The sequence below is a fragment of the Streptomyces sp. NPDC101166 genome, assembly GCF_044768125.1.
GTDB lineage: Bacteria > Actinomycetota > Actinomycetes > Streptomycetales > Streptomycetaceae > Streptomyces.
Genome location: NZ_JBIWPF010000027.1, coordinates 23773 through 42776, shown reverse-complemented (window position 1 = coordinate 42776; position 19004 = coordinate 23773). Strand labels below are relative to the sequence as shown.

Here is a 19004-nt window from a genome sequence, read left to right as displayed (position 1 = left end):
CGATGCCGGCGATCCCCCTGGTCCCGGACGCGTACCTCGCCGAGGCCGACGCGTGCGGACTGCTCCACCGCCATGCGGGCCTTCCCTACGTGGCCGGCTGCGGCACCGACCCGGCGACCGGCGAGCTCCAGTACTACGTCGAGTACTGCGACCCGGCGCTGCTGGCCGCCGGGGCCGCGCTGGAATGGCTGACCGCACGGGTGCGGGCGGAACATCCCGGCACCGACCTGATCGTGGTCCGCGCCCGGGACGGAGCCGAACTGCCCGCGCCCTGGCAGCGGCATCAGACGTACGTCCGGCGCACCGGCCCGCCGCCGGCCGTGAGCGACGGAGTCGTCACCGTCGTACCGGCGGGTCCGGAACACCACGACGTCCTGCTCGGCTGGATCTTCGAAGCCCTCGTCAGGGCGGCCGGCGAGCGCGGGCGGCCGGCCGATCCCGCTGTGGTGCGGCGCGTCGCCGGGGACGTGCTGGACACCCCCGGACGGCTCTCCTACGTAGCCCTGTACGACGGCCGCCCGGTCGGCCATCTGACGCTGCGCCGGCACCAGCGCGACGAGGTCACCGGGGAGGAGTACGTCGAGTTGTACGACGTGCTGGTGGAGCCTGCCGAACTCCGCAAGGCCGCCTCGGCCGCCCTGCTCGCCACCGCGATCGGCCGGTCGGACCCGCGTGAGCCGCTGCTCGGCCAGGTGCACCACCCCGACGAAAGTCTCGCCCCGGGTCACGGTGAGCGCATCCTGCGCGGCCTGCTCACCTCCGGCTGGGCTGTCGACCACACCTTCTGGAGGCTCACGCCGTGAAGACCGACCTGTTGTACGACCTCCTGGACGTGGACCCCGACTCCGGCCCCGCCGAGCTGTTGTTCCGCGCCAGGGGAACCCACTACCAGCTGCCCTACCTCGTCCTGTCCTCCCTCGCCCGGGAGGGCGCCGCGATGGGGGAGCACGCCCGCGCCGAACTGGCCCGCGCCGAGGCCCGGGCGCGCCGGTACGCCGAACTGGCCGCCGAGCTGAAGGCCGCGACCGGGGTGCGCACGATCAAGGGCATCCAGCTCGCCGAGCGCTACCCGCGCGACCTGCTGCGCCCGATGGGAGACCTCGACCTGATCGCCCCCACCGAGGCCGCGCTGTGGCGGACCGTCGCCCGTCTGGTGGCCGGGAACCCGGTGGAGAACATCGACGTCACGGTGTTCGGGGAACCGCGGCACACGCTGGTCACCCTGTTCTGGCCGGCCGAGGACCGGCTGGTGGACCCCTGGTACAAGGTGGAGGTGTGCACCGCCGCCCTCGTGGGCGACCTCGCGGCCGTCCCGGTGCGCCCGGTGCTCCGCGCCCCGGACGAGGTGGAGAGTCTGATCGCCCTGGCCGAGGAGGGCCTGCAGCGCGACTTCCGCCACCGGGACGCCGTGGACGTCCTGATGCTCTCGGGGGCGGACTTCGACGTCGAGGTGACAGCCGCGACGGTCGCGGAGTACCGGCTCGCCCCGGAGGCTGCCGGACTGCTGGACTTCGCCGCCCGGTACGTCCCGCTCGGCCCGCTGGACGCCGTACGCCGTGCCCTCGGCCCGGAGGCCGCCCGCGAGCTGGAGCGGCGCGAGGCGGGGGCGGTCCCGGTCGTGCCGAGGCACGGTCTCCTGCTGCGCCGGGTGCCGACCCGGCGGGACTGGGACTCGGCGAGGATCGTGCCGTGCGACGCCGGTGAACTGCTGCTCACCCCGGTCGCGGACTACCTGCTGACGGGCGCCGGGGTCGTCGCGCGGACCGCGTACGACAACGCGACCGCCGCACTGGCGGCATGGGACGGTGAGCGGTCGTGACCGCCGCGGTCGTCACACGGGGACTGACGCGGTCCTACCGGACCGGCAAGGGCGACACCGCCCGCACCGTGCACGCCCTGGACGCCCTGGACCTGACCGTCGAACCCGGTGAGGTCCGCGGTCTGCTCGGTCCCAACGGCGCGGGCAAGACCACCCTGTGCCGGATCCTGTCCACGGTGCTGCTGCCCACCTCAGGGACCGCCACGGTGCTCGGACACGACGTGGTCGCCGATCCCCTGGCGGTGAAGCATTCGGTGGGCATCGTCTTCGGCGGGGAGAAGGGTCTCTACGGCAAGTTGACGGCCCGCCAGAACCTGGCCTTCTGGGCGGCCCTGTACGGTCTGCGCGGAAAGGCGCTGCGCCTGCGGGTGGACGCCCTGCTGGAGCGGACCGGTCTCGCCGACCGCGCCGAGGAACGCGTCGACACGTTTTCCCGGGGCATGAAGCAGCGCCTGCACCTGACCCGGGGGATGGTCGCCGAGTCGCCGGTGCTGATCCTGGACGAACCGACCGCGGGCATGGACCCGGTCGCCGCCCGGGACTTCCGGGTCCTGGTGGCCGAACTCCGCACCGAGCGCCGTACCCTGCTGATCACCACCCACGACATGGCCGAGGCCACCGCGGTCTGCGACCGGGTGAGCCTGATCGACCGGGGCGGTCTGCTGGTCACCGACACCCCCGACGCCATCGGGTCACTGGTCTCCCGGCACGAGCGGATCGACGCCGTCGGCGTGCCCGACGTCCTGTGGGCGGAGCTGCCGGCGACGCCGGGCGTGATCTCCGCCGTGCGGCTGGACGACGCCACGCAGCGCATCGAGACGGACGGCACCCTCGCCACGGCGCGTGTCCTTCAACGGCTGGTCGCGGCCGGGGTCACGCGGATCAGCACCGGGCGTCCGAGTCTCGAAGAGGTCTACCTGCACGTGATGGGGGACCGGGGAATGTCGGTGAGCCGGTGAGACTCGCCTGGGTGGGGTTCGCCTTCCAGCTACGGCTGGTCCGGCGTTCCCCCGACACCGCGCTGGTCTGCGTGACCGCCCCTCTCTACACCCTGATCCTGCTGGCCATAACCGAGCACGGCGGACGTGGAGACCTGGCGGCGTACGGCGTCGTGGCGCCCACGCTGATGGCCCTGTGGACCATGGCGCTCAACCTCGCTGGCCAGATCATCACCGAGGAACGCATCCTGGGCACGCTGGAGGGCCTGGTCGCCGCACCCGCCTCGCTGTGGGTACTGGTGATCAGCCGCATGTCCGCGGTCATCGCCGTGGGACTCGTGGCCTTCGTGGAGGCCTGGCTGGTGGCCGGGGCGGTCTTCGGGCGATGGATGGTCCCGGCACACGGGACCGTCTTCGTGATCACCCTGCTGGCGGCCGGCCTGGCCACGGCCGGTACGGCGAGCGTGCTGTCGCCGCTGTTCGTGCTCGTGCCCAACGCGCGGACCGTGCAGAACACCCTGACATACCCCTTCTACCTGCTGGGCGGCGTGATGGTACCGGTGTCCCACCTTCCGGCCTGGCTGCGGCCCGCGTCCGCCGTGGTCTTCCTGTCCTGGGCGGCCGACCTGCTGCGCGACAGCCTGCTCGACCCGCCCGTGCACCACGTCGCCCTGCGGCTGCTGGCGCTGACCGTCCTCGGGGCGGCCGGCGCGGCGGTCGGAGCGATCCTGCTGGGGCGCGTCCTGCGACGTGTCCGCCTGCTCGGAACGCTGGCCGGGACATGAGCGGCCGGACCACCGCCCGGACGTCCTTGCCGCCGCCCGGCCCGGCGCACATCGTCCTGCACAGCGCGCACAACGCGCTCGCCGATCTGCGCGCCGTCTACACCTGGAAGACCTGGACCTTCGGCTGGCTCGGCCGGATGCTCGCCCAGGTCACCTTCTTCGCGCTGGTGGGCACCATGCTCGACCGGCCCGGCGCCCTGACGTACCTGGTGCTCGGCAACGCCCTGATGACGTGCGTGGTGGAGTCGATGATGGTCGTTGCCTCCTCCAGCTGGGAGCGGTTCCTGGGCACCCTGCCCCTGCTGTCCGCGTCTCCGGCGCGACTGGTCTGGGTGTTCTTCGGCCGAAGCCTTCAGTGGCCGTTCAGCGGCGCGGGCACCTCCCTCGTGGCTCTCTTCGCGCTGGGACCGGCGTTCGGCGTCGACTGGCGGGCCGGCCAGGTGCCGGGGGTCGTGCTGCTCGTACTGCTGACCGCGCTGGGCACCTACTGCTTCGGGCTCTTCCTGGCCGGGCTGGTGATCAATCTGCCGGGACTGCGCAACATCGTCTCCAACAGCGCGTACCTGCTGATGATGGCGGTCTGCGGCGTCCAGGTACCGACGTCCTTCTGGCCGGGGTGGGTGGGCGTGCTGGCATGGCCGCTGCCGCTCACGCACACGCTGTCCGCCGTGCGCGAGCTGGCCGGTGCCGGCCGCACGGCGGCCGTCCTGGCCGAAGCCGGGCTGGCCCTGCTGGTCTCGGTGAGCTGGTTCGTCGCGGCCTACCTGGCCTTCCGGCGCCAGGAGACCCGCGGGCGGCGCACCGGAGCCCTCTACCTCACCTGACCCGACCGCCACGCCCAGTGGGCCCCGGTGACCACACCGCCGGGCGGCTGACGCGTCACACACCCCGGCCACCGCCCTCCGGGGCACCGGCCCCCCGGTGGCGGGAACGTCCCTCTGGCACACCACGGAGCACTCATGGATCGACACGGAGCCGTCGTCTGGCTGACGGGCCTTTCAGGGGCCGGCAAATCCACCGTCGGCGCCCGGCTGCGCGACCTGCTGCTGCAACGCGGCGTGCGTCCGGTCGTCCTGGACGGCGACCGGATACGGGCCGCGCTCCCGGGGGAGTTCGGCCACACCCCGCCGGAACGGCGAGCACTCGCCGCCGGATACGGGCGCCTCGCCCGGGAGTTCGCGGAGCAGGGACACACCGTCCTGTGCTCGACGATCTCCCTCTTCCACGACGTGCACCGCTGGAACCGCGCGCACCTGCCCGGCTACGTCGAGGTGTGGCTGCGGGTTCCCGAGGACGAGTTGCGACGCCGGGACCCCAAGGGCCTCTACCTACGGGCATCGGGCGACCTCGCGGGGGTCGGCCAAGCCGTCGAGTTCCCCAGCTCGCCCGACCTCGTCATCGACAACTCGGTGGGCACCACACCCGACCGGGCGGCAGCCACCGTCCTGCACACACTCCAGCGGAGGAAACTGCTGTGACCACGACGAACTGGGACTACACGAGACTGGCTCCGGCCTACGCGGACCGTCCGGACTACGCGCCGGAGGCCGTGGACGCCATCCTGAGCCTGGCCGGCGCCGCCCCGGAGGACCTCGCCTGTGACATAGGCGCGGGCTCCGGCCACCTCACCGTGCCGCTGCTGGAGCGGAAACTGCGCGTCGACGCGGTCGAACCCAACGCCGAGATGCGTGCGCTCGGCGCCGGCCGCACCGCCGCGCACCCCTCGGTGCGGTGGTTCGAGGGAACCGCCGAGCGCACGGGGCAAGCCTCCGGCCGCTACCGGCTGGTCACCTTCGGCTCCTCGTTCAACGTCGCCGACCCCGCGCTCACCCTGCCGGAGACGGCACGCGTCCTCACGGACGGCGGCTGGTTCGCGTGCCTGTGGAATCACCGGGACCTGACGGACCCGCTGCAGTCGGAGATCGAGGACCTGATTGCCGAGCGGGTGCCGGGCTACTCCTACGGCAGCCGACGGGCCGACCAGAGCACCGTCATCGACGCCAGCGGGCTGTTCGGCCAGGTCCACGCCCTGGAGCACGAGGTGGTACACGAGGTGGACGCCGAGACCTGGTGCGCGGCGTGGCGTTCGCACGCGACCCTCGCCCGGCAGGCGGGTGAGGACTTCGACGCCGTGGTGGAGGCCATCGGCCGTCTGGTGCGCGCCCGTGGCGCGGTCCGGCTGGAGATCCCGTACGTGACGCGCGGCTGGACGGCGCAGGTGCTGTCGAAGGCGGACCGGCCGTGACCGCCACCCTCGTGCGCTTCGGTACCAAGGCCGAAACGTTGAAGGCGCTCGAACCGCTGCTGGCGAGCGGCAAGGTGCTGCCCGCCGTCCACTTCACGGTCCGTGACTGGTCCGAGGACCGCGCCGAGGTGATCGGCCGCATCCTGCGGTCGCCCTGGGCCGCCGGGCCACTCGCGGTGCGCAGCAGCGCCCAGGGCGAGGACTCCCTGCTGGCCTCCCAGGCCGGACGGTTCCACACCTCCCTCGGGGTCGTGGGCAGGGATGCGCTGGAACGCGCGGTGGAGAGGGTCATCGCCTCGTACGACGGACCGGACGGCGACCATCAGGTCCTCGTCCAACCGCAGTTGACGAACGTGTCGGCCAGCGGGGTGGCCTGCTCCTGCGACCCCAGCAGCGGCGCCCCCTACCGGGTCCTCACATGGCTCGACGGTGGTGGAACCGACGCGGTGACCAGCGGTCGCGGCGAAGGCGTACGCACCTGGTACGGGGCCGTCGAGGCCGTTCGGGCCGGCACCACCCGGCCGCCGGTGGCGCACCTCGCCGGGGTACTGGCGTTGGTGACCGAAGTGGTGGCCCTGACCGGGCACGACCGTGTCGAGGTGGAGTTCGCCGTCACGACCGACGGCGACGTGGTGCTCCTCCAGGCGCGGCCCTTGGTGGTCCAGCCGAGCGAGGTCGGGGCGCGAGCCCACAGTGCGCTGCTCGGTGCCGTGGCGGACCGCTGGGCGGACAGCGCCGCGAACACCGGGAAGGTACTGGGCAGCCGGCCCCTGTACGGCGTGATGCCGGACTGGAACCCGGCGGAGATCATCGGGGTTCGTCCACGGCCGCTCGCCCTGTCCCTGTACCGCAGGCTGATCACCGACCGTACCTGGGCGCGCTCGCGGGCGGCGTACGGCTACCGGGACCTGACCGGCGTCCCGCTGCTCGTCGATTTCGCCGGCATCCCCTACGTCGACGTCCGCGCCAGCTTCTCCTCGTTCGTGCCCGCGGCCCTGCCCGACGGGCTCGCCGGGCGCCTGGTGGACCACTACACCACCCGGCTGGCCGACAACCTCCACCTGCACGACAAGGTCGAGTTCACGATCGTCCTGTCCTGCAACAGCTTCGACCTGCGCCGGCAGGTGGCGGAACTGGCGGATCACGGATTCGGGGCCGCCGACCGCGCCCTGGTCCGGCGAAGCCTCGTGGCGCTGACCAACCGGCTGCTGGCCCCCGACGGGGCCTGGCGGCGGGACGTGCGCCTGCTGGAGCGGCTGCCGACCGACGACGACGACGCCGGGGCCGCCCTGACAGCCTGCGTGGAGTACGGCGCGCTGCCGTTCGCGGGCCTGGCCCGCGCGGGCTTCGTGGGAGTGCAGCTACTGGACGGCCTGGTCGCCTCCGGAGTGCTGTCCCAGGCCGACCGGGCAGCGCTGCTGGGCGGTCTGCGCACGGTCGCGAGCGCCATCACCGAGGACTTCGCCACGCTGGACCGGGCCGCCTTCCTCGAACGCTACGGTCATCTGCGTCCCGGCACGTACGACATACTCTCGCCCCGGTACGACGAGGCCCCCGACCTCTACTTCGACTGGGCCAGGGGGATGTCGCCCCCGGCCGGGGCGGAGGTCTTCCGTCCTTCCGCGGCGCAGCGCCGCGCCATCCGCGAACTGCTCCGCGAAGCGGGCTTCACCTGCACGGCCGACGAACTCCTGTATTTCATCGGCGAGTCCATCAAGGAGCGTGAGCGGGCGAAGTTCGAGTTCACCCGGGTGCTGAGCGACGTGCTGGTGACGGCGCGCCGCACCGGGCGCAGCCATGGTTTCGACGCCGAGGACATCTCCTACGTGGAGATCGACACGCTCACCGCGCTGCGCGGTGACGCCTCGGACCGGGCGGCCCTGGGACGCGCCGTGGAATCCGGCCGCGGGCGCCACGCCGGCACCCGCTCGGTGCTCCTGCCTCCGCTGCTGCTCTCCCCCGAGGACGCGTGGGGTTTTGAACTCCCCGACCTGGTGCCGAACTTCGTGACGCAGTTGCGGGTCCGGGCGCCGGTCGCGGACATCGAACGCGGTGACGCGCCGGAGGGTGCCATCGCGTTCGTCGCCGGCGCCGACCCCGGCTACGACTGGCTTTTCGCACGCGGTATCCGAGCACTGGTGACCGCCTACGGCGGCATGAACTCGCACATGGCGATCCGTGCTCAGGAACTGGGCATCCCGGCGGTCATGGGCGTCGGGGAGCGGAAGTTCGCCCTGTGGCGTCGAGCCGAGGTCCTCGATCTCGACTGCGCCAACCGGATGGTGGAGGTGCTGTCGTGAGCGCCGTCGGCACACGAGCGGAGGTACGGCCGTGATCCACGTCGGCATCACCCAGCGTCTGACCGGGCCGGACCGGTTCGGCGAGCGCCGGACCGCGCTGGACGTCCGCTGGCCGGCCTTCCTGGCGCGCTGCGGTCTGGTCGCGGTCCCGCTGCCCGCCGAACCGGGCCTGGCCGTGGCAGTCGTGGAGTCCGTGCCGCTGGCCGGAATCGTGCTGTCGGGCGGCGAGGACCTGGCCCACTACGGCGGTGACGCGCCCGAGCGGGACGCCACGGAACGCGCCCTGCTCGCCCGGTGCCTGGAAACCGGGCGGCCGCTGCTCGGCGTGTGCCGGGGCATGCAGGTCGTCGCGGACCACTTCGGTGCCGCACTGCGCCAGGTGGACGGACACGTCGCCGCCCGGCACGAGGTATGCGTGGGCCACGGCGTCCGCACGGTCACCTGCTATCACCGGTGGGCGGCCGTGGAGCTGCCCGAGACCCTCGCCGTGACCGCCCGACGCGGCGAGGTGGTGGAGGGGCTGCGCGCGCTAACCGCCCCGGTGCACGGCGTCATGTGGCACCCCGAACGCGAACAGCAGCCCGATGAGGCGGATGTCGCCCTGTTCCGCTCGGTGTTCGGGGGTGCCGGGTGAAGGCCGTGGTACTGGCCGCGGGCCGCGGCTCCCGGCTGGCCCCGTTCACCGACGACCGCCCCAAGTGCCTGATCGAGGTGGGCGGTCGCACGCTGCTGGACCGGCAGGTCACCGCGCTGCGCGGGGCGGGTGCGCGGTCCGTCGGGGTGATCACCGGCTGGCGGCCGGAAGGGTTCGCGCGTCTGCCCCTGACTCGCTGGCACAACTCCCGGTGGGCGAGCACGACCATGGTCGACACCCTGGTGCGGGCGGAGGCGTGGCTGACCAGTGACACGACGCTCGTCAGCTACGGCGACATCGTCTACGCATCAGCGGACGCCGCGGCCCTGGCCGCACTGGACGCCCCGATCGCGGTGGCGTACGACCCGAGGTGGCGCACGCTGTGGGAGAGGCGGTTCACCGATCCCCTGGCGGACGCCGAGACCTTCGCGCTGGACGCCACCGGCCGACTGGCCGAGATCGGCGGCCGGCCCTCCCGGCTGGAGGACGTCACCGGCCAGTACGTCGGGCTGCTGCGCTTCACACCTCAGGGCTGGCGGGAGGTGCGCCGCGTCCTCGCGGCGGGGCCCGCGGTGGCCCACATGACGGACCTGCTGGCCCGTGTCGTGCGCGCCGGACGACTGCCCGTGTCCGCGGTTCCCCTGAGCCACCCGTGGTTCGAATTCGACCATGTCTGCGACCTCGCGCTCGGCCGCCCCGTGGTCGCCGCCCTCGATGCCCTGGAGACCGAGGACCTCGTCCCGGGAGGGACGGCATGACCGAGCACGTCGTCATCCTGGACGGACCGGAGCTGGCAGCGGCCCGCTCCCGGGTCCTGGACCCCGGGCACCGCTATCCGTTCCCCGCGGTGCCGCGCCGCACCGGCCCTGGACACGCACTCGCGGAGCTGGTCCCCGCGGCCTCGGCGGACGGTGTGGCAGCGGTGCTGCTGGAAAGACCGCTGCCGCCCGAGGAGTTCCTCACCCTGGGTGAGGCGCTGGGCCACCCGGTGCCCGAGACCGCACCGGCGGTTCGGCATCGGGTCACCGCCGGCCGCATCCTCGATCTGGTGACGGACACGCCGGAAACGGCGGACATCGACCAACAGCCCTTCGCCGCGGGCCGGCTGCTCGTCCACAGCGAGAGCAGCGCCCGCCCGCTCGCCCGCCAGCCCCGGTATCTCCTCTTCCAGTGCCTGTCCGCCGCGGCCTCGCCGATCGACGGCCAGACCATCGTCATCCCCTTCGACCGCGTGGCCGACCGGCTCGATCCAGTGGTCATCACCCTGCTCACACGGCTGCGCTACCGCGGTGCCCGGCACGCGCTGGCCCGTGTCGAGGAGGGCCGCACGGTGTTCTCCTTCCGCGACCCCGGGCCGCACCCCCTCGTCCTGGACGCGGACCCGGGCGTCACCGCCCAGGACGTGCGGGCGGCCGTGACGGCCCTGTGCGCCGCCGCCCACCACACCGAGACGGTGTCGGCGGTGCCGTGGCAGCCGGGGCTGCTGGTCCTGCTCGACAACCACCGCGCGTTCCACGGACGTACGCGCAGCAGCACCCAGGCCACCGGTCGGCACCTCCAGCGCCTGCGCATCGTCACCCACGCGACCAGGCATCCCGACCCGCAGACCGACCGAGAAACGAGGCCCATCCGGTGAGAACGCGACCCTGGCAAGCCGCGGGACAGGAGCGCGGCTTGTTCGCCCACCTGCCTGCCCCCCGGAGCACGCCACCACGGGCACGCCTGCCGCGGACCGCGCCCGCCACCGCCCTGCTGCCCGCCGGGGCAGGCGGTCACGACGCGGCGGACGAGCTGCGCTCCGTGTTCGAGCACGCTCCCGACCCAACCGACGCCGGCCGGCTGCTGGAACTCTTCGTGGGTCAGCAGGAGGCGACCGCGCCGCCCATCGGACGTGACGCGGCACGGGACGCCTGGTCGTCGTCACCGCGGCGGCGCTCCCTGTCCTCGCGCGAGCTTCTGGAACAGCCCGCACTGCCGCGCCTGGTGAAGTCGGTGTTCGACTTCTACTTCCGCGACGACCTCTACGGCCACTGGGCCGGCCAGGAGCCCATCGTCCTGTCCAGCGGCTCCTACGACGAGACCGTCTTCGGTCTGCCCGCCTCCCTCAAGGACTGCATCCGGTTCGCCCTGGACCGCAACTGGTACGGCTACTCGGACTCGTTGGGCCGGACCTCGGCACGTGAGGCGCTGGCCGTCCTGGAGACCGCACGCTCCGGCGGCCGGCTGGCCATCGGCGCGGACCGGATCGCGGTGACCCTGGGCGGTACCGCCGCGCTGGCCTCGATCGTCGACCTCCTGGCCGGGGCCCGGCCGTACGACACCAGGCCGACTGTGTGCGCCGTCCCCAACTACCCGCCGCTGATGGCGGCGATGGCCCGCCGGATGCCGGTGCACTGCGTCGAGACCCCGATCGCCGACGGTGGCACCGACATCACCGCGCTCATCGAGCGGGCCCGCGGCGGCGCCCGGATGATCCTCCTTCAAACCATCACGAATCCGTCGGGACTGCGTGTACCGGAGGACCGGCTCGCGGAGCTGATCGAGGCGACGCCCCGGGACTGCTACATCCTCCTCGACGAGTGCCACGACGCCTTCGGCCCGGAAGTGCCGCTGACGCCCGCGCGTATGGCCGACAACGTCATATCCATCCGCAGCGTCTCCAAACGCTGGGGAGCCCCGGGCCTGAAGGCGGGCTGGCTGGTCGCCTCTCCCGACGTCATCGACGAGTTCTACAGCCAGGCGTCCACCACCTACGGCGGTCCGCCCTCACTGTTCTACCTGCTGATCGAGATGCTGGGACTCTTCGAGGCCGCGCGGCTCGGCGGCGCCATGGACGTCCCGGCCGTGCTGGGGCGCCTCTCGGACGACTACGGGCTGAACACCGCGACGCTCGAGGCGGGGTTCGCGGACTACCTGCGGGCCACCGAGGAGATGTCCGAGCAGGTGCTGCGCTGCCGAAGCCACGCGGTCGACGCGCTCGACTCCATGGGGGTGCCCGTGCTGGTGCCCGCGTACTCCATCAACCTGCTCGCCCGGTTCGGCGACGAGCCCAGCTACCGCACCTACCGACGCCTGATCAGCGAGACGGGCGTGTCGACCTACCCGGGGCTGCTCTGCATGGCCGGCGGCCCCGGTCTGGTCCGGCTGAGCCCCTGCCTGCCCGAGTCCGTCCTCGACGAGGCGATGGCGCGGCTGGCCAAGTGGGTCGCCCGTCGGGAAGAGGTCTGAGTCATGCGCGAAACCGCCGCTCTCGACCCCCTGGCACTGCACGCCGCGAACGTGGCACGGCTGGGGGAAGGCGCCGTCGTCGTGGCCGGCTACCCCGGCTCCGGAGCAGCGCTGGTCGGCAACATCCTGCTGGAGGCCGGGTTCGACTACCTCGACCCCTACACCGAGGTGGTACACGAGGACGGGCGAGTGACACCGGCCGAACAGAGGGTCGCCTACCGCAGCCGGCTCGCGGCGTCGGACCTGCGGGACCGTGCGGGTCGCGGCGAGGGGAGGGACGCGGCGCAGCCCGACGGCGTGCCCGGGCCCGTCTTCGTCAAGACGCACCGCCACCCGGAAGAGTTCGGCGGTGTGCCCCTGCGCGCCGCCGTCCTGCTGGTCCGGGACCCGCGCGACGCCGTGCACTCGTACTTCCGCTGGCGGCAGGGTTTCTCCGAGAGCGGTGAGCACGGCAGCTTCGCGGAGTTCCTCCGCCGGCCCGCGGCCGACGGCCTGGTCCCCGCCCTGAACTGGGCGGAGTTCAACCGCCGCTGGGCGGACCTGCCCGGTGGGCCGGTGCCCACGCTGCGCTTCGAGGACGTCAAACGCGACCCGGTGCGGGCCGTACATACGGTGCTGTCGGACCTGGGCGTCGCGAGTGACCCGGCGCGCCTCGCGGACGCGGCCCGCCGCAGTTCGTTCCAGGCCATGCGGGCCCACGAGAACATCCGGGCGCACGGTTCGGCGGCACGCATCATGCGGCGCGGGAAGGTGGGCGAGTGGCGGGAGTGGTACACGGCCTCGCTGGCGGTCTCCTTCGAGCCGCGGCAGGTACGCGAAACAGCCGCCCGGTTCGGTTACGAGATCTGAATGCGCGACCTGACCGAGGCCGTACGCCGGATCACCGGCCGGCGCGCGTACCACCTGCTCCAGGACCGTCCGGGTCGGTTCGTGGTACGCGTCACGGACCGCGACGGCAGCCCGTCCGTGATCAAGTTCGACGAACGGCCCGAGCGCAGTGCCCGCGAACGAGCCGTGCTCACCCACCTCGCCGGGGGACCGGCCGCTTCTCTGGTTCCGGCGGTCGGACGGCACGGGCTGCTGCCCGACGGCACAGCGTACCTCCAGACCGAAGCCGTCGGACCGGACCCGACCGGCCTCCCGGCCGCACCGGGCGGTCCCGACGCCGTCGGCCGCCAAGTGCTGGGCGCGCACGTGCGGACCCTGCACCGGTCCCTGGTGTCGCTCGACCCCGGCACCGCGCCGGCCCTCCGCGACCCGCCGCGCATCGGCGACTTCGGCTGCGCGCAGGCCCGGCTGCTCGTCTCCTGGGGCGAGTTGTCGGCCCGCACGGCCGCCCGGCTGCGAGAACGCGTCGAGGCGCTGCCCCGCACCCGGGCGGTCGTGCACGGCGATCTGAAGCGTGAACACGTCTTCCACGACCGCGTCGGCACACGCTTCATCGACTGGGCCGACGTGCGCGTCGCCGACCCCATGTGGGACATCGCCGTGCTGACCCTCGACGACGTCGACCACACCCCGGGCCTGCTGCGCGGATACGGCGCCGACGCCGACGCGGAGTCGGTGACCGTGCAGCGCCTGGTCCGTGCCATGAGTGACGTCACCCGGGCCCGGGCCGCGGGCCGGCCTGCCCACGGCCCGCTTTCCCGCCTGCACGCCTTGCTGAACACCCGTGAGGAAGACCCATGAGTTCGGACACGACCCGGAAACTCGTCGAGACCCTGATCGAGGCGGCGGACGCGGCCCTGGACGTCATACGCTCTCCCGCCGTCCACGGCCCGCGCGACGACGTCCTGGCCGACGAAGGCATCGACGCGGCGGTGGTACCCCTGCTGGCCGGCAGGGGCATGGTCGTCCACAGCGAGGAGAGCGGCAGCACCGTTCCCCCGGGGGCGGGCCGGCACGCCGTGATCGTGGATCCGCTCGACGGATCACGCAACTTCCGGCTGGGCGTGCCCTGGTACGCCTTCAGCGCCTGCCTGATCACGGACGGCCGGCCGGCGATCGGGCTGGTGCGCAACCTCGCCACCGGCGAGTCGGTTCTCGGCATACGGGACGGCGGCGCGTGGGCGCTCGACGCAGGGGGCCGGCGACGCCTCACCGTGGCGCCCGTCGAATCGCTGGCCGCCGCGAGGGTGCTCTACTCGGGCTATCCGGCCCGTCCGGTGCCCTGCGCGACGGTGCGCAACCTGGGGTCCAGCGCCCTGGATCTGTGCGCCGTGGCGAGTGGGGACTTCCATGTGTCGATGGACCTCTCCCGCAGCGGCACCGAGTCCTGGGACCACAGTGCCGGCCTGCTGATCGCCGGCGCCGCGGGAGCCGCCGTCGCCACGCTCCACCGGGCACCCGGCCGGTTCGGGGACGGGGTGTTCCAGCGCCGCCATCTGGTGGCGGCCGCGACACCGGGCCTGCTCCACGAGGCCACGGCCTGGGCGCGGCGCGAGGGTCCCGCGCCGCGCCGCTGATCCGACGGGGGTGCGGCCGGTCACCGGCCGCACCCTGTGTCACCGCTCTTGCGCCGCCGCCCATGCGTCACTGCTCTTGTGCCACGACCCGCATCGCGTCGCGCAGGGCTCGCTCGTGTCCGTGGATCCCCTCGGCGTCGGCCGCGCTGACATAGGCGAGCAGCGCGTGGCCGCCGCCGAGGGACAGATCGAACGTCCCGGAGTGCAGCCCGTGCACACTGTGCACGCCGTCGCGTTCCTCGAAGCACGGGTCGAGCCGCACCTCGGTGCACCGGTCGGCGAGCGACGCGTCGAGGCAGGGGGTGAGCATGGCCGCGTACCCGGTGAAGTGCGGGAGCCGAACCGGCTCCACGCGCAGGGCCGCTCTGGCGGCTTCTCCGATCAGGTCGTAGCCGGCCGAGTGCAGCAGCGTCATCCACAGGCCCCCGGCAGCACGCCCGTTGACCTCGATCACACGGGGGCCCTCGGCCGTGAGCTTCAACTCGGTGTGGGTGACGCCCTCCGTGACACCGAGGGCCTTGAGAGCGGCGGCGGCCATGTCGGTGATCCGCGCCTGTTCGGCCGCGGGCAGCACCGACGGATGGACCTGCCCGTTCTCCCGGAACCGTGGAGACAACGGCAGCTTGTCTCCTACGGCGAGATGGCGCACGGTGCCGTCGCTGACGAGCGACTCCACGCTGACGTAGTCGCCGTAGCGGGGGTCGTCGCCGCGCTCCACGCCCGTCAGCAGCTCCTCGAGGATCATGTGCGGGCTCTCGGTGTCGGCGAGCAGCCGGTGGGCGCGGTCCAGGCCGTCGAGGGCCCCGAGGAACGCGGCGGCCTCGTCCCAGGCGGCGAGCAACTCCGCCGGAAGGTCGACGCGGCGGGTCAGGGCGCTTCCGCCGCCTCTCATCGGTTTGAGTACAGCGGGAAAGCCCACGGTCTCGGCGGCCGGGGTCAAGTCGTCGGCCGTGCGGACCGGGTGGAAGCGCGGGCAGGGCACACCGGCAGCGGCGAGCGCCTCCCTCTGGAGGTACTTGTCGGTCAGCCGCCGCGCGGTGGCGGGCGAGTTGAAGGGGAGGCCCAGTTTCTCGGCCACGGCGGCGCCCGCCCGCAGGGCGTTCTCGGAGAAGGTGAGCACACCGTCGACGCGGCACTCGCCGTGCAGCGCCGCGGCGGCGGCGACCATCCCCTCCTGGGAGGAGACGGCGATCGCCTGCCCTGCCTCCGCCATGATCGGGACGTCCCGTTCGGGCTTGGTCAGGTCCCGCGAGTCGAAGAGCCACGATACCCGGGCGATGCCGGCCAGGCCGGGGGCCAGGAGCTTGGGGCTGGGCCCGCCGATCCCGACAATGAGCAGGAGATGCGGGAGCCGCACGTCTGAGTCGGCCATGCTGGTCCTACCTTTCTGGACGTGGTTCGGATCCGGTCGTTCGTGAGATCGACAGGGCCCAGGGGGCTCTGGGTGTGGCTGTGATGCTCGCGCCGGTTCGAAGGCTCGAAGGACTTCGCGGCTCGGTCGCGGCCGTCCGTCAACTCGTGCGTGCCGGGGTGAAGGCGAAACCCTCACCGCGGGCGGTGATGCCGTCGTCGGGCAGGTTCCGCAGGCCTTCGACGGACTCCGCCAGTACTTCGCCGGCGATGGTGGCGGCCTCGGGCAGCAGTTCCTCGTCCACCCAAAGGCGAATGCGATCCAGGATCTCCAGCCCGGCGTCCCTGCGAGCCACCTGGATGTGGCGGATCACCGTGCGCCGGCGTCCTTCCAGGGCGAGTGCCTCGTCGACGGTGGTCTCCAGTGCCACGGTGAGGCCGTCGGACGCGGAGATCTGCCAGCCGCCCTGCAGTACCTCCTCGATGGTGACCTCGTCCGGCGCCACCGTCACCTCACTCCCGCCGACCGCCAGCCGTATCGGCTGTCCGGCATGGAGCGCGGCGATCCGCTCGGGGTCCGTGACGGCTGCCACCGCGTCGGCGACCTGGGTGACCGCGTCGCGGTGACGGGGGCCGAGGATCTTCCAGTTGGCGCGCAGCCGGTGGCTGAGCGGCAGTTTGGCCTCGGCGCCGATGTGCAACTGGTGCACGTTGAGTTCCTCGAGGGCGATGTCCCGGATCGCCTGGGACCAGTCCGACACTCCGGCGACCACCGCCGTGCGCAGCGGCTGACGTCCGGGCAGTCCCGCGTCGCGCCGGGCGGCGCGGCCCAGCGTGCTGGCCCGCCGGGCCTCGGCCATCTGCGCTTCCAGAGCCTCGTCGACGGTGTCCGCGGCGGGGACGAGGGGCCAGTCGGACAGGTGGACCGATCCGGCCCCGGGCCCCGTGATCCGCTGGTGGACGGCCTCGGCGAGGAAGGGACAGAAGGGGGCGAGGAGTACCGCGAGCGTCTCCAGGACGTGTGACAGGGTCCCGAGCGCGTCCCGGTCGCCTTCCCAGAAACGGCGGCGGCTGCGTCGGACGTACCAGTTGGAGAGTTCGTCGATGAAGTCACCTGTCCGCTTGACGGCTAGGTGGGCCGCGTAGCTCTCCATGTCGTCGGTGACGTCACGGACGAGCCGCAGCAGACGGGAGCTGATCCACCGGTCCATCAGGTGCTCACTGCGGTGGCCCGGGGTGGGAGTGAACTTCTCGATCTCGGCGTAGCGGGCGTGGAAGGCCACGACGTTCCACAGAGTGTGCAGGTCCCGCCGCACGCGCTGGTCGATGGCCTCGAAGGAGATCCGTCGGGAGCCCCAGGGGGCGCCCGCGGACAGCAGGTACCAGCGGATGCCGTCGGCCCCGTACTCGGGCAGGAGTTCCTGCGGGTCGATGACGTTGCCGATCGACTTGGACATCTTGCGTCCGTCGTCGTCGACCAGGTGCCCCAGGCAGACGACGGTGGAGTAGGGGCCTTGGCCGAACGCCATGGTGTTGGCGGCCAGCAGGGAGTAGAACCAGCCGCGGGTCTGGTCGACGGCCTCGCAGATGAAGTCGGCCGGATACGCCCCGGCGAACCCGCTCTCCGGGTTGTGGGGGTGTCCCCACTGGGCGGCAGGTACGCAACCGGAGTCCAGCCAGACGTCGCAGACCGCCGGTGTCCGGGTGGCGGTCTCACCGCACTGCGCGCAGGGGAAGGTGATGTCGTCGATGTGCGGCCGGTGCAGCGAGAGGCTGGACTGGTCGCGGCCGGTGAGCTCGCTGAGTTCGGCCCGGGAGCCCACGCAGACTGTGTGGTTGGACGGGCACCGCCAGATCGGCAAGGGGGTGCCCCAGAACCGGTCGCGGGAGACTGCCCAGTCCACGTTCTCCTTGAGCCAGTTGCCGAAACGGCCGTCCTTGAGGTGGGCGGGGTGCCAGGTAACGCTCTCGTTCTGCGCGAGCAGGTCGTCCCTGCGCGCGGAGGTGCGGATGAACCAGCTCGGCTTGGCCCAGTGGATGAGCTCGCAGTTGCACCGCCAACAGTGGGGGTACTGGTGCTGGTACGGCTGGACCCGCAGGACGAGGTTTCGCGCGAGCAGGTCGTCGAGAACGGCGGGAGTCGCCTCGTGGACACCGCGACCGCGGAAGGGGGAGGCCAGGTACTCGCCGTTGCCGTCGATGGGATTGAGGACGGCCAGTCCTTCGCGCAGCCCCAGGGCGTTGTCCTCCTCGCCGAAGGCCGGCGCGATGTGCACGAGACCGGTTCCCGTGTCTTCGGCGACTCCGTCCCAGCCGACGACGACCGCGCACCGGCCGTCGGCGGGTTCCACGTCGGGGTACGGCCGCAGGTAGCCACGGCCGACCAGATCACTGCCGGGGAAGGTGTCGTCGGCCACCGCTTCCGGGAGCACCTGGGCAGCCCGGTCGACCGCGACGATCAGGGCTCGCCCGTCGACCTCGTAGCGTCCGTAGAGGGCGTCGGGGTCGACGGCCACCGCGGCGTTCGCCGGGAGGGTCCACGGTGTGGTGGTCCACACGAGCAACTGATCGCCTCCCTCCTCCAGGGGGAAGCCGACGAAAACCGACTGGTGGGTTACCTCGCGGTACACCCCCGGTTGGCCCAGTTCGTGGGAGGACAGACCGGTGGCGCACCGGACGCAATAGGGGACGACCTTGTGGCCCTCGTAGACCAGGTCCTGGTCCCATATCTGCTTGAGCTGCCACCAGACGGATTCGACGAAGGAGTCGTCCATGGTCCGGTAGGCGTTCTCGTAATCCACCCAGTAACCGATTCGGCTGAGCACTTCGGCGAAGGTGGAGATGTTTCCCTCGGCGAGTTCGCGGCACTTTTCCACGAAGGCGCCGATACCGTATCGCTCGATGTCCCGCTTGTTCTTGAGACCCAGCGACCGCTCCACCGCGATCTCCACGGGAAGGCCCTGGCAGTCCCAGCCGCCCCTGCGGTCCACCCGACGTCCGCGCAGGGTCTGGAAGCGACCGTAGACGTCCTTGTAGGTGCTGGTCCACACGTGGTGCAGGGCGGGTGAGCCATTGACGGTCGGCGGCCCCTCGTAGGTGACCCACGGCTTGCCTTCGGGATTACGCCGAGCGAAAGCCCCCGGAATGTCGGCCTGCCGCCAGAATTCCAGTACGTCCATCTCCACTGACGGCAGATCAAGCGGGCCGCTCATTGCACTCCCAAGTACGCGGAATCACCCG

17 protein-coding genes are annotated in these 19004 nt (G+C 72.2%); 15 read left to right on the top strand and 2 right to left on the bottom strand.

Features of this window, described 5'->3' with window-relative positions; genetic code table 11:
- Nucleotides 1-2 precede the first annotated feature (2 nt).
- The 15 genes from ACIRS4_RS32655 to ACIRS4_RS32585 all read left to right on the top strand — a co-directional run bounded on the left by ACIRS4_RS32655 (nt 3) and on the right by ACIRS4_RS32585 (nt 14414).
- Nucleotides 3-803 carry a GNAT family N-acetyltransferase gene (locus tag ACIRS4_RS32655; protein WP_404202922.1) on the top strand — a complete coding sequence of 267 codons (801 nt, stop codon included), beginning with the start codon at nt 3-5 and terminating at the stop codon, nt 801-803.
- A complete protein-coding gene (locus tag ACIRS4_RS32650; protein ID WP_404202920.1) occupies nt 800-1819 on the top strand; it encodes a hypothetical protein in 1020 nt (339 codons plus the stop codon). The genes ACIRS4_RS32655 and ACIRS4_RS32650 overlap by 4 nt, the downstream gene beginning before the upstream one ends.
- A complete protein-coding gene (locus tag ACIRS4_RS32645; protein WP_404202918.1) occupies nt 1816-2778 on the top strand; it encodes an ATP-binding cassette domain-containing protein in 963 nt (320 codons plus the stop codon). Before ACIRS4_RS32650 ends, ACIRS4_RS32645 begins: the two co-directional genes overlap by 4 nt.
- On the top strand, nt 2775-3542 hold the full coding sequence (locus ACIRS4_RS32640) for an ABC transporter permease (RefSeq protein ID WP_404202916.1): 768 nt from the start codon (nt 2775-2777) through the stop codon (nt 3540-3542). Before ACIRS4_RS32645 ends, ACIRS4_RS32640 begins: the two co-directional genes overlap by 4 nt.
- On the top strand, nt 3539-4366 hold the full coding sequence (locus tag ACIRS4_RS32635; RefSeq protein ID WP_404202914.1) for an ABC transporter permease: 828 nt from the start codon (nt 3539-3541) through the stop codon (nt 4364-4366). Before ACIRS4_RS32640 ends, ACIRS4_RS32635 begins: the two co-directional genes overlap by 4 nt.
- Nucleotides 4367-4501: 135 nt before the next feature.
- Nucleotides 4502-5020: an adenylyl-sulfate kinase gene (locus ACIRS4_RS32630; RefSeq protein ID WP_404202912.1), complete on the top strand. Its 519-nt coding sequence runs from the start codon at nt 4502-4504 to the stop codon at nt 5018-5020.
- A complete protein-coding gene (locus ACIRS4_RS32625; protein WP_404202910.1) occupies nt 5017-5787 on the top strand; it encodes a class I SAM-dependent methyltransferase in 771 nt (256 codons plus the stop codon). Before ACIRS4_RS32630 ends, ACIRS4_RS32625 begins: the two co-directional genes overlap by 4 nt.
- Nucleotides 5784-8087 carry a PEP/pyruvate-binding domain-containing protein gene (locus ACIRS4_RS32620; protein ID WP_404202908.1) on the top strand — a complete coding sequence of 768 codons (2304 nt, stop codon included), beginning with the start codon at nt 5784-5786 and terminating at the stop codon, nt 8085-8087. Before ACIRS4_RS32625 ends, ACIRS4_RS32620 begins: the two co-directional genes overlap by 4 nt.
- A 31-nt stretch (nt 8088-8118) precedes the next feature.
- A complete protein-coding gene (locus ACIRS4_RS32615; protein WP_404202906.1) occupies nt 8119-8721 on the top strand; it encodes a gamma-glutamyl-gamma-aminobutyrate hydrolase family protein in 603 nt (200 codons plus the stop codon).
- Nucleotides 8718-9479: an NTP transferase domain-containing protein gene (locus ACIRS4_RS32610; protein ID WP_404202904.1), complete on the top strand. Its 762-nt coding sequence runs from the start codon at nt 8718-8720 to the stop codon at nt 9477-9479. Before ACIRS4_RS32615 ends, ACIRS4_RS32610 begins: the two co-directional genes overlap by 4 nt.
- Entirely contained in the window at nt 9476-10357 is an 882-nt protein-coding gene (locus ACIRS4_RS32605; protein ID WP_404202902.1) for a TauD/TfdA family dioxygenase, read from the top strand. Before ACIRS4_RS32610 ends, ACIRS4_RS32605 begins: the two co-directional genes overlap by 4 nt.
- A gap of 38 nt (nt 10358-10395) precedes the next feature.
- On the top strand, nt 10396-11949 hold the full coding sequence (locus tag ACIRS4_RS32600) for a pyridoxal phosphate-dependent aminotransferase (RefSeq protein WP_404202900.1): 1554 nt from the start codon (nt 10396-10398) through the stop codon (nt 11947-11949).
- Nucleotides 11950-11952: 3 nt separating this feature from the next.
- On the top strand, nt 11953-12798 hold the full coding sequence (locus tag ACIRS4_RS32595) for a sulfotransferase domain-containing protein (RefSeq protein WP_404202898.1): 846 nt from the start codon (nt 11953-11955) through the stop codon (nt 12796-12798).
- The gene (locus ACIRS4_RS32590; RefSeq protein ID WP_404202896.1) at nt 12799-13638 is read left to right on the top strand and encodes a phosphotransferase family protein; all 840 of its coding nucleotides are present in this window, start codon (nt 12799-12801) and stop codon (nt 13636-13638) included.
- Nucleotides 13635-14414: an inositol monophosphatase family protein gene (locus ACIRS4_RS32585; protein WP_404202894.1), complete on the top strand. Its 780-nt coding sequence runs from the start codon at nt 13635-13637 to the stop codon at nt 14412-14414. Before ACIRS4_RS32590 ends, ACIRS4_RS32585 begins: the two co-directional genes overlap by 4 nt.
- A gap of 67 nt (nt 14415-14481) precedes the next feature.
- Here ACIRS4_RS32585 and ACIRS4_RS32580 read toward each other — a convergent pair whose 3' ends face one another.
- Both ACIRS4_RS32580 and ileS read right to left on the bottom strand, forming a co-directional pair.
- Complete coding sequence (locus tag ACIRS4_RS32580; RefSeq protein WP_404202892.1) at nt 14482-15786, bottom strand: acetyl-CoA carboxylase biotin carboxylase subunit family protein; 1305 nt, start codon at nt 15784-15786, stop codon at nt 14482-14484.
- A 139-nt stretch (nt 15787-15925) separates the two neighbouring features.
- Entirely contained in the window at nt 15926-18976 is a 3051-nt protein-coding gene (ileS, locus tag ACIRS4_RS32575; protein ID WP_404202890.1) for an isoleucine--tRNA ligase, read from the bottom strand.
- Between the last annotated feature and the right edge of the window lie 28 nt (nt 18977-19004).

Coding starts and splice junctions, on each gene's coding strand:
- ACIRS4_RS32580 (WP_404202892.1), bottom strand. CDS start 15,786: ATGGCCGACTCAGACGTGCGGCTCCCGCATCTCCTGCTCATTGTCGGG.
- ACIRS4_RS32630 (WP_404202912.1), top strand. CDS start 4,502: ATGGATCGACACGGAGCCGTCGTCTGGCTGACGGGCCTTTCAGGGGCC.
- ACIRS4_RS32655 (WP_404202922.1), top strand. CDS start 3: ATGCCGGCGATCCCCCTGGTCCCGGACGCGTACCTCGCCGAGGCCGAC.
- ACIRS4_RS32605 (WP_404202902.1), top strand. CDS start 9,476: ATGACCGAGCACGTCGTCATCCTGGACGGACCGGAGCTGGCAGCGGCC.
- ACIRS4_RS32635 (WP_404202914.1), top strand. CDS start 3,539: ATGAGCGGCCGGACCACCGCCCGGACGTCCTTGCCGCCGCCCGGCCCG.
- ACIRS4_RS32590 (WP_404202896.1), top strand. CDS start 12,799: ATGCGCGACCTGACCGAGGCCGTACGCCGGATCACCGGCCGGCGCGCG.
- ileS (WP_404202890.1), bottom strand. CDS start 18,976: ATGAGCGGCCCGCTTGATCTGCCGTCAGTGGAGATGGACGTACTGGAA.
- ACIRS4_RS32585 (WP_404202894.1), top strand. CDS start 13,635: ATGAGTTCGGACACGACCCGGAAACTCGTCGAGACCCTGATCGAGGCG.
- ACIRS4_RS32595 (WP_404202898.1), top strand. CDS start 11,953: ATGCGCGAAACCGCCGCTCTCGACCCCCTGGCACTGCACGCCGCGAAC.